Raw genomic sequence first — 12,569 nt, forward strand, 5'->3', positions numbered from 1 at the left:
ACCGGCCACGGTGTTCCGGCAGTCAGCGAAGCCACAGCGGTGCCTCGCAGGGCGCACCGCGCCGACAACGGGTGAGGGAACACGGATGAAGACCGTCGAACAGCACATCTCGGACGTTCTGCGACTGGTCGAACCCCTGGAACCGATCGAGCTGGACCTGCTCCGCGCCCACGGCGCCGTTCTCGCCGAGCCGGTCGCCTCCCCGGTGTCGCTCCCGGGCTTCGACAACTCCTCCATGGACGGCTACGCGGTGGTGGCCGCCGACCTCGCCGGCGCCTCGGCGGAGCGCCCCGTCCGGCTGCCGGTGGTCGCCGACATCCCCGCCGGGGACGCCTCGGCCCTGGCCATCCGGTCCGGCTACTGCGCCCGCATCATGACCGGCGCACCCATGCCCACGGGCGCCGACGCCGTCGTCCCGGTCGAATGGACCGACGGCGGGCAGGCCTCCGTCGCCATCGGGCGCCCCGTGCGCGAGGGCAACGCCGTGCGCCGCTCCGGTGAGGACGTGGAGAAGGGGACCACCGTCCTGCGCTCGGGCGTGCGCCTGGGCGCGGCCGAACTCGCGGTCCTGGCGGCCGTGGGGCGCAAGGCGGTCCGCGTGCACCCGCGCCCGCGGGTCGTGGTGCTCTCGACCGGCGAGGAGCTGGTGGAGCCCGGATCCGCGATCGGACCCGGCCAGATCTGGGAGTCCAACAGCTTCATGCTCACCGCGGCGGCCACCGACGCCGGTTGCGCCGCCTACCGCCGGGGCTTCATCGGCGACGACGCGGCGACCGTCCTGGAGACCCTCGACGACGTCCTCTCCCAGGCCGACATCGTCGTCACCACCGGAGGGGTCAGCATGGGCGCCTACGACGTCGTCAAGGAGGTGCTGTCCCGGCTGGGCACGGTGGACTTCGACAAGGTCGCCGTCCAGCCCGGCATGCCCCAGGGCGCCGGCACCCTGGGCGCGTCGCGGACCCCGATCATCACCCTGCCGGGCAACCCGGTCAGCTCCTTCGTCTCCTTCCACCTGTTCGTCCGCCCGGCCCTGCGCCGCCTGCGGGGGCTGCCGGCCGAACCGCTGCCCACGGTGCGCGCCCGGCTGACCGCGCCCGTCACCTCCCCCGAGGGGCGGCGCTCCTACCTGCGGGCGGTCCTGTCCTACGACGGCGGCGCCGAGGGGGTGGCCTACTCGGCCGAGCCGGCGGTGCGGCAGGGCTCCCACCAGCTCTCCGCTCTGGCCGAGACCGACGCGCTCATCGTCGTGCCCGAATCCGCCACCGCCCTGGACGCCGGGAGCGTGGCCGAGGTGGTCCGGTTGCCCGCTCTCGACTGAGGCCACCGGGGCGGGCCTGCGCCGCGGCCGGGCGCCGTTCCGGTGGGCCGCGCAGGGGGCGTAGCGTCGGAACCGACAGCGGCCCCGCGCCGGCAGCCCGGGAGAAAGCCCCACCACCCATGACCGAATCCCACCGTTCCGGGTTCACCCACCTGGACTCCTCGGGCGCGGCCCGCATGGTCGACGTGTCGGCCAAGGAGGTCACCGCCCGCACCGCGACCGCGACCGGCCGCGTCCTGCTCTCGGCCGGCGCCGTCGCCGCCCTGCGCGGGGGAGAGGTCCCCAAGGGCGACGCGCTGGCGGTCGCGCGGCTGGCCGGCATCCAGGGGGCCAAGCGCACGCCCGACCTGGTCCCGCTGTGCCACCCGATCGCCGTGCACGGGGTCGACGTCGCGCTGGAGGTGGGCGACGACGGCGTCGCCATCAGCGCCACCGTGCGCACCGCCGACCGCACCGGCGTGGAGATGGAGGCGCTGACCAGCGTCATGACCGCCGCTCTGGGGCTGGTGGACATGGTGAAGGCCCTCGACCCGGAGGCGGTCGTGACCGATGTCCGGGTGGAGGAGAAGACGGGGGGCAAGACCGGCCACTGGCGGAGGGCGTCGTGAGAGCGGGGGACGGGGACGGCGTCCCCGCGCGCTACCGGATCGCCGTGATCACCGTCTCCAACCGTGCCGCAGCGGGCGTGTACGAGGACCGGTCGGGCCCCGTCATCAGCGGCGACCTCGCCGGGCGCCCCGGCTTCGCCGCGGAGGGCCCGTGGGTGGTCCCCGACGGTGCCCCCGTCACCCGGGCCCTCACGCGGGCGCTCGACGAGGGGTTCGACGCCGCCCTCACCACGGGCGGAACGGGCCTGACCCCGCAGGACGCGACGCCCGAGGCCACCCGGCCGCTGCTCGCCTACGAGATCCCCGGCATCGCCGAAGCGCTGCGCGCGGCCGGCCGGGAGAAGGGCGTGCCGACGGCGGTGCTCTCCCGCGGGCTGGCGGGCGTGGCCGAGCGGGGGGACCACCGCATGCTCGTGGTCAACCTTCCCGGGTCGAGCGGCGGCGTGCGCGACGGCCTTGCGGTCCTGGGCCCGATCCTCGCCCACGCCATCGATCAGATGCGCGGCGGCGACCACCCGCGCCCGCTTCCCTGACGGAGCCGCCCCCGGGGTGGAATACTGGGTCATACACCCCGGGAGACGACTCATGCACCGATTGTTTCCCAAGGTACGAACACTCGGTTCCCGGGCGCCCGCGGTGCCCGCGGTGCCCGCGGTGTCGGAGGGACGCAAAGTGAATCGCATACGCGGCTGGCCGGTCACCCTTGCCGAAGGGCCGGTCGGGCTGCGTCCCCTGCGCCTGCGCGATGCCGTGGCACTGCGCGAGACCCGGGTACGCAACGCCGACTGGCTGCGCCCGTGGGAGCCCACGCACCCCGAGATGCCGTTGCAGACCGCCAGTCTCACGCCCTACATCGCCATGCTCCAGGCCATCCGCGCCGAGGCACGGCACGGGCTCTCCATGCCGTGGGCCGTCACCTACAACGGGGTGTTCGCCGGCCAGCTCACGGTGAGTGCGATCGTGTGGGGCTCAGCACGTTCCGCTCAGGTCGGTTATTGGATCGACAGGGCCTACGCTGGACGGGGGGTCACCCCCACGGCCGTGGCGCTCGCCGTCGACCATTCCTTCTTCACCGTGGGACTGCACCGGATCGAGGCGAGCATCCGGCCCGAGAACCGGGCCAGCAGGCGCGTGGCCGAAAAGCTCGGGTTCCGTGAAGAAGGGCTGCGCAAGCGGCAGCTCCACATCGACGGCGCCTGGCGCGACCACCTCTGCTACGCGATCACCACCGAGGACGTCCCCGGTGGGTTGCTCGCGCGGTGGCGGCGCCGGCGTGACGACGTGTCCGGTTCCGGCCCCTTTTCTGATGGTGCGCCGCAGCAGGAGCGGCCGTGATCCGGTCCCCTGTCTCCGGGTTCCGGTCGGGGCAACGACGCAAAACCGCTGCCGGGATGCCGTCGGTCACGGGATAATCGCCGATACCCGGGATCGAGCCGGGCTCGAAGAAGAACACGGAAGGTGACTCCGCGTTGCCTTTTGTTGCGTGCTGTGATGGTGACGTGGCCCGCGAATCCAGGACATAAGGGGTCGACCCGAGAAGAGGAAAGACTGTAATCTCGCGACACTCCGGCCCGAATACTGCGCATTTACGGACACCCGGTCGTACGGTGCGGAATGTAGACGTACCAACGATGCCGGCCACACGTACATATGGCGCATGGGGGACTGCGAATGACGAGCGGCACGACGAACGGTTCCGACACCGGGTCGTGACCTCGGGGCGAGCCGCCGACGGTTCGCCACCCGGCATGGGCCATCTGCGGGCCGCCGCATTGCCGGAGCGTCGGAAGGTGTTCGGTGATCGGCGGTGCGAGGAGGGGTCATGAGCAGCGCTCCCCTGTACCTCGCCATCGTCGTGGTGTGGCTGATCGTCCTGGTGCCCATGCTCCTGCGCCGTGACCCGGCCGACTCCGCCCAGATCCGCCGCGCCGACCGCGAGGCCGACGACGACCCCGACGCCTTCGACACCCTCGACGGCGAGGACGAGGCCGACGACGGAGCCGTCGGCCGCCACCCCGTGGCATCGGCCGACGACGCCGCGGACGGCGCCGAGGACGCGGGCGACGGCACGGCCGGGGTCCCCCGGGCCCGGGACGGCCACGACGACGACCCGGACCGGACCGTCGTCCTGCGCCGCGACGAGCTGCCCGGCGGCCTCGATGGCGCGCCCGGCGACGGCGATCACGACGAGGACCACGAGGGCGACCCGGTGGCCATGCGCGAGGAAGGGCTGCCGCCCCGGCCGCCCGCCGGGCGCGCCCGGGTCATCGCCCGGCGCCGCCGGCGCACCACCGGCCTCGTGGCGCTGTTCGCTGCCACGGCCGTGGCCGTCGCAGCGGGCCTGGGCCCGTGGTGGGTGCTGGCCCCGCCGGTGGTCCTGCTCCTGGGGCACCTCGCGCTGCTGCGCGAGGCGGCCAAGGCCGACGCCGAGAGGCGCGCGGCCGAGCTGGAGCGCGCCCGCCGCCGCAGGGCCCGGATCCGCGCCCAGCGGGCGGCCGACGAGGCCGCCCGCGAGGCCCAGATCCTCGAGTTCATGGCCCGCACCGACCAGGTCTACGACCAGTACACCGACGCCCAGCAGCGCGCCGCGGGCGACTGATACCGCCCCGTAAAGCGTTCGGACCATGCAGCGGATGCTGCTAGGCTGAATGCATCTTCAGGGGCTGTAGCGCAGTCCGGTAGCGCACCTCGTTCGCATCGAGGGGGTCAGGGGTTCAAATCCCCTCAGCTCCACCCCGGATGAAGGGCCCATTCCCGGTTCGGGAATGGGCCCTTTTCCATGCCCAGGCCTTCAGCGGCCGGATGCGTTTCGGCGGACCTGCCGGAAGCCCTGGCCCGGCCTTCTCCCATTGGTCTTGGCGATGTTGTCGCCGCCCGACTGGCTGGCGTTCTCCACGGCCTTTTGCAGGCCGCCACGGGGGCCGTCGGTGGCGGCCCTCGTGAGGTCCTGCCCGGACAGCTGGCTCGCCGCCTCGGATCCCGGGGTCGGGTTCTCCGGCACCTTGGGCTTCAGGTTGTCGAACAGTCCCATGGGTTGGCTCCTTCGCGTGGTCGGTCCCTGCCCGGACCCGATGTCCGTTCCGCGGGTTATGTGATCTTAGGGCCCTGGCCGACCCGAAACACCGGAATGCCCCGGCGAATCGGGGATTCGCGAACCCTCGACATCGGTCCCGTCCACCGCGCGAGGAGACGGCGAGGGGGCACGGCGAAGGGGCCGGGTGGTCCCCGGCCCCCTGATCACGCGTCGGCCTCCCCTCAGGGCAGCCACACCAGGTTGTAGTAGCCGGCGATCCCGACGAAGACCGCCGCGGCCAGCGCCACCAGCGTGTAGTGCAGGCGGCCGGAGAGGCTCCACCACCTGCGTGCCCAGGCGGCGACGGCCGCCACGAGCAGCCCCGCGGTGAGCGCCCCCGCGACCGCGAGCGGCACGGTCAGCGCCGGCGACGACGTGAACAGCAGGGTCTCCAGCAGCCCGCTGCCCGACATCGCGTAGACGAGGAAGCCGACGAAGCCCACGCAGATCAGCCCGGTCAGGGCCGCGCCGAGCCGGCTGATCCGGGCCGCGCCCCGGTAGGGGGCGGCGTCGCCGCGGCGCACGGTCCGCACCAGCGCGGTCACCGGCCAGGCCACCACGGTCGCGACGACCAGCAGCGCGCCCATCGCCACCATGACGTGCAGCAGCGGGTCGGCGAGGGTGTCGACGCGCTTGTAGCCCTGGCTGGCGAGGGCGTCCATGCTCAGCCCGATGACCTCGCCGTCCTCCTCCATGAAGGCCAGGCGGTCGCCGTCCTCGTTCTCGAACACGCCCTTGCCGACCGGCGTCCACGTGGCTCCGGGCAGCATCGGGGAGGTGGTCCGCAGGGTGCCGTCCCTCTGGGCGGTCACGGTGACCTGGTCCATGGCGGTCTTGAGGGCGCCGGGGTCGTTCTGCCCGGTCCGCGTGGTGACGTAGACGCCGGCGAGCCGGTCGAGGGAGCCGCCGTCCATGGCCGCCATGGCCGCGGGCCCGGCGGCCGCGGTGCCGGCGAACTCCTCCAGGAACTCGGTGACGATGGTCGTCCGCAGGTCGTTCAGGATGTCGGTCCCGGAGCCGTCGCTGTTGACGCTGACGAAGATGCCCAGGTCCGCGCCGGGCACCAGCGCGTACTCGGAGTGGCCGCCGCCGATGTCGCCGCTGTGGCCGACCACCCGGACGGGGTCGAGGTGCCGCTCCCAGGTGCCGTACCCGGAGCCGGCGAGCTCGTCGTGGTTGCCGGCCCGGTGCCCCAGCATCAGCTCGGTGCTCTCGGTGGAGAGGATGCGGGTCCCGTCGAGCTCCCCGCCGCCGAGGAGCGCGCCCATGAAGCGGGTCATGTCGGCGGCCGTGGCGTAGCCGCCGCCGGCCGGGATCACGTTGAGCGGTTCGGGCGGCTGGACCTCGTTTCGCCCGGGGTAGCGGTGCAGGTTCGGGACGTCGAAGCGCTCGGCGGCCGCGTCCGTCGTTGCGAAGCCCGATCGCTCCATGCCGAGCGGGCCGAACACGTGCTCCTGGGCGTAGGCCATGAAGTCCTGCCCGGAGACCTCCTCCACGATGAGGCCGGCCATGGCGGTCCCGTAGTTGGAGTAGGCGACGAAGCGGCCGGGCGGCTCGACGCGCTCCGGCACGTGGTCGCCGACATAGTCGCGGAGGGGGCTGACGGGTTCGCCCTCCGCGGGCATCATGCCGCCGACGGCCTCCTCGAACCCCGCGGTGTGGGTGAGGAGGTGGTGCGGGGTGATGGGGCGGCCGGGGAAGGTGTCGGGGACCCGGACGTCCTCGGGCAGGTATTCGTTGACGTCGGTGTCCAGGTCGATCTCGCCCTGCTCGACCAGCTGGAGCATGGCGACCGCCGTGAAGGACTTCGAGACGGAGGCGACGGGGAAGGAGGTGTCCTCGGCCGACACCGGCTCCTGCGATTCGAGGTCGGTGACGCCGTAGCCCTGCTGGAACAGGGTGGCCGGGCCGTCGGAGACCGACACCACGGCGCCCGGGGTGTCGAACTCCTCCAGCAGCGCGGGGACGCGCTCGTCGAGGAACGCGCGCACGGCCTGCTCCGACACCGGCGCCGGCTCGGCGGCCGCCCCGGTGTCGGCGATGGCGGGGGCGGCACCGGCGGCGAGGCCGAGGGAGAGGGTGGCGCTCACACCCGCGCTGACGAGCAGGCGGAGCGGCCGGAGCGGGGATCTCATGGGGGTGGGCTCCTCTGGATAAGGGGGCGTTTCCGATGCCGAGAACGCTATGAGCGGGCCCCCTCCGGCCACACGCCAGCGGCCGACACCTTCGCGCGGGAGCGCACGGCACCCCGGCGGTGGTGCCCGCTACACCCCCGGGGCGCCGGCCGCCGGGTAAGGGAGGTCACGCGGGCAAGGGCGGCGTAAAGGTGTGGATCCCCTGCTCGGGGGCATGATCGGCGTCGTTGCGTGGGGTTTGTCGGGTTTTGCGTGATTTTCTTGGCGGTCCCGCGCTACACCGTCCCGCACATTCCGGATCCGCCCCCGGATCCACGACAACTGGAGAGCACGTGTCCCTCCTCCGCACGTCCGCAACGGCGGCCGGGCTCGCCGTGGTGGTGGCGCTCGCCCCCGTCGCCCCCGCCGGCGCCGGAACCTCCGCCGGCGCCGACCCCGCCCCGCCGGCCCCCGCGGGTGCCAAGCCCGCGCCGGACCCGGGCCCCGCCAACTCCGACAAGAGCATCGGCTTCTACGTCGGCAAGAACCTGACCGACGACGGCTCGGTGCTGATCGGCGGGTTCGGCCACGAGCCGTCGAGCCACTGGCTGGAGATCGTCGACCGCCAGGAGCACCCCGAGGGGTCCACCATCCAGGTCGGCGCGACCGGAGAGGCCGACATCCCGGGCCGCCTCACCGAGATCCCGCAGGTCGCCGAGACCGCCAAGTACATCACCATGAACTACTCGGAGTTCGCCGGCTTCCCCGCCCCGCTGACCAACGGCGGCCTCAACGAGCACCAGGTCGCCGCGCGCGACATCTGGTCGGACTCGCGCGAGGAACTCGTGGAGATGACCCCCACGCCGCAGGAGGGCCCGCAGTACAGCGACCTGTCGCGCATCGCCATGGAGCGCGCCACCACCGCCCGCGAGGCGGTCGAGATCGTCGGCGGGCTGATCGACGAGTACGGCTACACGACGTACGGGGGCAACTCCCACCTGTTCGCGGATGAGAACGAGGGCTGGGTCCTCGTGGAGTTCGCCGGCGGCGAGGGCCTGTGGGCGGCCGAGCGGCTGGGGCCCGACGACGTCCGCGTGTCCTACCCCGGCTACATCCAGGACTTCCCGGTCGACTTCGCCGACGACGACTCCGACTTCATGGGGTCGGACAACCTCGTGTCCTTCGCCGAGGAGCAGGGCTGGTTCGACGCCGAAGGCCAGGACACCATGGACCTCCAGGAGGTCTACGGCACCCCGTTCCCGGGGCCGCCCGGGGACGACGAGGACGCGCCCTTCCGCTACCCGCCGCGGCTGGAGGACGAGCTCCGCGAGATGGCCCCCATGCGGCTGGAGGACATGCTGCGCATGGTCCGCGACCCCCGCTGGTCCGACGACCGCTCCGGCTACGGGCAGGTCGCCGAGCTCCGGGACGACCTGCCCCACCCCGACCTCGCGACCCTGTGGGTGGCGCCGACCGCCGCCGTCACCGCCCCCTACATCCCCTGGCACATCGGAGCCGACGCGGTGCCGCCCGAGTACAGCCAGCACCGGTACCTCACCTCAGGCTCGGCCGCCAACTACATCGACCCCGACTACGCCCACCTGGAGGCCACGCGCTACCCGGTGCGCACGTTCAAGCGGCTGATGTACTACACCTGCGAGCATCCCGAGGAGTTCCTGGGCGAGGTCACCGACGTGTTCGAGGGCTTCGAGGCCCAGACGCTGGAGGACATCGGCGCCGTCGAGGCCGAGGCGCTCGACGCCTACGAGGCGGGTGACGACGCCGCCGCGCGGGCCGCGCTCACGGAGTTCAGCGGCGACCGCGCCATGGACGCGCTCGACCTGGGGGACCACCTGGTCGACGACGTGGAGCAGCGCACCAAGGACGAGTGGGGCATCCGGATGCCCGATGAAGAGCACAGCGAGGGCGTGACCGCCCGGTCCGAGAGCCTGGACATGAGCCTGGGCGGGGAGAACGTGGTCTCCGCCCGCGACCGGGTGAACTGCGACATGGGCAACGGCTGGGCCGACGGCTCGACGGTCGACCGGCAGGGCACCTACGGCGACCCCGATGCGGTCCCGGACTTCCGGGTCGGCGCCGCCCCGGGCCCCGGGGGCTCATGGGCGTGGGGGCTGGGCGGTGTCGCCGCGGGCCTGCTGATCGGCGCGGGCGGCGCGGTCTGGCTGCGGCGCCGGGACACCGGCTCCGCCTGATGCGAGGCGCTCCGCGCGCGCCGAGCAGTGCGGTCCTGGGGTCCCGGCGCCCGCCGGGGCCCCCGGACCGCGCCACGCGGAGCCTCCGCTTCACGGCGGATTCGTCCCGCTTATGTAGGATCACCGTGAGTCATCCTTCGGTGGGTGCAGGGGCGTCCGGGCGGGACCCTGTGTCGCGGATCCGTGACCGGTCGCAATGGTGTGGTGCGGGAATTCTCCGCAGGGAGTGCACCATCGCCCGTGCGCAGCCGGGGAAATGGCCGCGCCACCGCACCGGCTCCCGCACTCTGTATTCACCGGGGTGGTGCGCCTGCCATACTGGAAAGGGTTCGGCGATGCAGCGTGGAGCCCTGAAGAATTGCCCGGCGGGCGCGTGCGTCAATGGCCGTCGGGCACCGCCCCTGGGGGCGTGCGTGCGGCCCGGTGTTCCCGGAAGGTCCCCTGCTCCTCTATCGGTCACGGAGGGTGAGTCGTGCGGCGGTGTGGGAATTGTTCACGTCAAACACACCGCGGAGTCACACTTTCGCAATGCCTCCGATGTCCCTGGTGATGGAGTGGGAATGAACGGGAACTTCGGGGTCACGCGCGGATAGCGGCGGCGCGGGGGAGCCGGCGGATGGCCCCGGCGACTGCGAAGAGCGACGCTTTTCGCTCCTCGGAAAACTGCGGCGCAGGCCGATTGCCGTGATGCGTGCCAACGGCTGTTCTGCCAGTTGACGCTGGGTCGCCACCCCACTTAACGGGGTGGTCGATGAGGGCGTCTTTTCGTGCGTCCGGATTTTTCCGCCGCAGGCAAACAATGGTACGAAACATCGCTAATATTCGGGTCTGGGGCTTGTGTCGAGAGTGACCGATAGGTCATCTTATAAGACGGGGATGGATGAAGTATCGACGGAAAGGTTCGCTGTGCTCAAGAAGATCTGTGCCATAGCGGCGATCTCGGTCGCGGCGGTGCTGGGGATGGCATTCCCGGCCGCGGCCGAGGCGCCCGTGTCCGACGGCGGATGGACCTGGCAGTAGGCGCCCGAGCCACCGGCGCCGGTCCTGCCACAAGCCGGACCGCTGTTCCCTGAGGACCCCGGCCCATGCCCCTGGGCCGGGGTCCGTCATGCGGGCCCCGCCCCGTCCCCTCTCCTCCTCCCGTTGACCATCCCTGCGACGTAGTGGTCGTTCCGACTTCGCAACGGGTATTCCGTTCCGTCATGCACAACGGGCACGATGAGGCCACCCCGACACGAAGTGGAGGAGAGGGTGGCCCTCTCACACAGACGCGGGCGCCGGACCGCCGGCGCCGCCACGGCGCTCGCGCTCGGCGCATCGCTCGTCACCGCATCCGCTGCGGCCCCCGCTGCCGCCGACCCCGTCCCCGCCGAACCCGGTGAGCTGCGCATCCACGATGTCCAGGGAACGACGCGGACCTCGCCCCACGCCGGCCGGGCCGTGGCCGACCTGCCCGGCATCGTGACAGCGGTCAACCCCTACGGCTCCGCCCGCGGCTTCTGGTTCCAGGACCCCGAAGGCGACGACGACCCCCGCACCAGCGAAGGGCTGTTCGTCTTCACCGGATCCAGCACCCCCGATGTCGAGGCCGGCGACGAGGTACTGGTCTCCGGGACCGTCGCCGAGTACAGTCCCGGCGCGGGCCTCCAGACCATCACCCAGCTCGGCGATGCGTCGTGGACCGTCCTCGGCGGTGGCCGGGACCTGCCCGAGGCCGTCGGCCTCGCCCCCGGCACCGTGCCCGAGGCCTACGCGCCCGAAGGCGGCGACATCGGCGACCTGCCCCTGGAGCCCGATACCTACGCGCTGGACTTCTGGGCGGCCGGCGAGCACATGCGGGTCCGCATCGAGGACGCCCGGGTGGTCGGCCCCACCGACCCCTACGCCGCGCTGTGGGTCACCACCGAGCCGGGCCACAACCCCACCCCCCGCGGAGGCACCGCCTACGGCTCCTACGCCGACCCCAACAGCGGACGCCTCAAGATCGAGTCGCTGCTCCCCCGAGACCAGGCGCCCTTTCCCCAGGCCGATGTCGGCGACGAGCTCGCCGGTGTGACCGAGGGCCCGCTCTACTACGGCAGGTACGGCGGGTACGTGGTCAAGGCCACCACCATGGGCGAGCACGTCGACAACGGCTTGCCCCGCGGCACGGCGGCCGAGCCGCGCGACGGGGAGCTGTCCGTGGCCACCTACAACGTCGAGAACCTCTCGGCCGCCTCCGATCAGGCCGCGTTCGACCGGCTGGCCGAGGGCATCGCCGACGGCCTCGGCGCCCCCGACATCGTGGCCCTGGAAGAGATCCAGGACGACAACGGCCCCACCGACGACGGGACGGTGACGGCCGGCCGCACCCTGGACCGGCTGGCCGAAGCCGTGGCCGCGGCCGGCGGCCCGGACTACGAATGGCGCCAGATCGACCCCGAGAACAACGCCGACGGCGGGCAGCCCGGCGGCAATATCCGCAACGCCTTCCTGTTCGACCCCGAGAGCGTCTCCTTCGTCGACCGCCCGGGCGGTGACGCCACGACGCCGGTCGAGGTGGTGGAGGGCGACGGCGGGCGCGCGGCGCTCAGCGTCTCACCGGGCCGCATCGAGCCCGGCGACGACGCCTGGCTCGACAGCCGCAAGCCGCTGGCCGGGGAGTTCGAGTTCGAGGGCCGCACCGTGGTGGTCGTGACCAACCACTTCACGTCCAAGGGCGGCGACCAGCCGCTGCACGGCCTCGCCCAGCCGCCCGAACGCGCCTCCGAGGTCCAGCGCAACGCGCAGGCCGGGCTCGTGCGGGCGTTCGCCGACGAGGTCCTCGACGCCGACCCCGCCGCCAACGTGGTGGTCGCCGGCGACCTGAACGACTTCTCGTTCTCGCGGACCCTGGAGGTCCTCACCGGCGACGGCGGGCTGTACAACCCGATGCTCGACCTGCCCGAGGGCGAGCGGTACAACTACCTGTTCGACGGCAACTCCCAGGCGCTGGACCACATGCTCGTCGCCCCCCGGCTCAGCGGGCGCACGGGCTACGAGATCGTGCGCATCAACGCCGAGTTCCACGACCGTGCCAGCGACCACGACCCGCAGATCCTGCGGTTCCGCCCGCTGAGCGGGTCGCGCGGGACCGACGCGCGCGAGGAGGCCCACTACGGCCGTCCCGGCCGCCGCTGACCCGTCCGCGGGGCCGGGCGCGATAGGCGTCCGGCCCCGCTGCGGAACGGTTCCGCGGGGCGCGCACGGGTAAAGGTCCCGGTG

General features: G+C 72.6%; 9 protein-coding genes and 1 tRNA gene. 8 read left to right on the forward strand and 2 right to left on the reverse strand.

Annotated features, from left to right (window positions below; all coding sequences use genetic code 11):
- Positions 1–85: 85 nt before the first annotated feature.
- The 6 genes from glp (at position 86) to ACFOVU_RS02575 (ending at position 4,659) form a co-directional block, all read left to right on the forward strand.
- Entirely contained in the window at positions 86–1,318 is a 1,233-nt protein-coding gene (glp, locus tag ACFOVU_RS02550; protein ID WP_378529627.1) for a molybdotransferase-like divisome protein Glp, read from the forward strand.
- Positions 1,319–1,437: 119 nt separating this feature from the next.
- Positions 1,438–1,926: a cyclic pyranopterin monophosphate synthase MoaC gene (moaC, locus tag ACFOVU_RS02555; RefSeq protein ID WP_378529628.1), complete on the forward strand. Its 489-nt coding sequence runs from the start codon at positions 1,438–1,440 to the stop codon at positions 1,924–1,926.
- Positions 1,923–2,459 (forward strand): MogA/MoaB family molybdenum cofactor biosynthesis protein, encoded by a 537-nt coding sequence (locus tag ACFOVU_RS02560; RefSeq protein ID WP_378529629.1) that lies wholly within the window; start codon positions 1,923–1,925, stop codon positions 2,457–2,459. The genes moaC and ACFOVU_RS02560 overlap by 4 nt, the downstream gene beginning before the upstream one ends.
- A 139-nt stretch (positions 2,460–2,598) precedes the next feature.
- Positions 2,599–3,261, forward strand: a complete 663-nt coding sequence (locus ACFOVU_RS02565; protein WP_378529630.1) for a GNAT family N-acetyltransferase — start codon at positions 2,599–2,601, stop codon at positions 3,259–3,261.
- 487 nt (positions 3,262–3,748) lie between these two features.
- On the forward strand, positions 3,749–4,525 hold the full coding sequence (sepX, locus tag ACFOVU_RS02570) for a divisome protein SepX/GlpR (protein ID WP_378529631.1): 777 nt from the start codon (positions 3,749–3,751) through the stop codon (positions 4,523–4,525).
- A 60-nt stretch (positions 4,526–4,585) separates the two neighbouring features.
- Positions 4,586–4,659, forward strand: a tRNA-Ala gene (locus ACFOVU_RS02575).
- Positions 4,660–4,717: 58 nt separating this feature from the next.
- Here the strand turns inward: ACFOVU_RS02575 and ACFOVU_RS02580 are convergent.
- Both ACFOVU_RS02580 and ACFOVU_RS02585 read right to left on the reverse strand, forming a co-directional pair.
- Positions 4,718–4,957 carry a hypothetical protein gene (locus ACFOVU_RS02580; RefSeq protein WP_378529632.1) on the reverse strand — a complete coding sequence of 80 codons (240 nt, stop codon included), beginning with the start codon at positions 4,955–4,957 and terminating at the stop codon, positions 4,718–4,720.
- A gap of 224 nt (positions 4,958–5,181) precedes the next feature.
- Positions 5,182–7,134 carry a serine hydrolase domain-containing protein gene (locus ACFOVU_RS02585; RefSeq protein WP_378529633.1) on the reverse strand — a complete coding sequence of 651 codons (1,953 nt, stop codon included), beginning with the start codon at positions 7,132–7,134 and terminating at the stop codon, positions 5,182–5,184.
- Between the two features lie 332 nt (positions 7,135–7,466).
- Here ACFOVU_RS02585 and ACFOVU_RS02590 point away from each other — a divergent pair, with 332 nt between their 5' ends.
- Positions 7,467–9,326, forward strand: a complete 1,860-nt coding sequence (locus ACFOVU_RS02590) for a C69 family dipeptidase (protein ID WP_378529634.1) — start codon at positions 7,467–7,469, stop codon at positions 9,324–9,326.
- 1,251 nt (positions 9,327–10,577) lie between these two features.
- Positions 10,578–12,485, forward strand: coding sequence for an endonuclease/exonuclease/phosphatase family protein (locus ACFOVU_RS02595; protein WP_378529635.1), 1,908 nt, complete (start codon positions 10,578–10,580; stop codon positions 12,483–12,485).
- The last annotated feature ends 84 nt before the right edge of the window (positions 12,486–12,569 follow it).

It is taken from the genome of Nocardiopsis sediminis (assembly GCF_042650565.1).
In the GTDB taxonomy this organism is placed as follows: Bacteria; Actinomycetota; Actinomycetes; order Streptosporangiales; family Streptosporangiaceae; genus Nocardiopsis_B; species Nocardiopsis_B sediminis.

Coding starts and splice junctions, on each gene's coding strand:
- glp (WP_378529627.1), top strand. CDS start 86: ATGAAGACCGTCGAACAGCACATCTCGGACGTTCTGCGACTGGTCGAA.
- moaC (WP_378529628.1), top strand. CDS start 1,438: ATGACCGAATCCCACCGTTCCGGGTTCACCCACCTGGACTCCTCGGGC.
- sepX (WP_378529631.1), top strand. CDS start 3,749: ATGAGCAGCGCTCCCCTGTACCTCGCCATCGTCGTGGTGTGGCTGATC.
- ACFOVU_RS02580 (WP_378529632.1), bottom strand. CDS start 4,957: ATGGGACTGTTCGACAACCTGAAGCCCAAGGTGCCGGAGAACCCGACC.
- ACFOVU_RS02585 (WP_378529633.1), bottom strand. CDS start 7,134: ATGAGATCCCCGCTCCGGCCGCTCCGCCTGCTCGTCAGCGCGGGTGTG.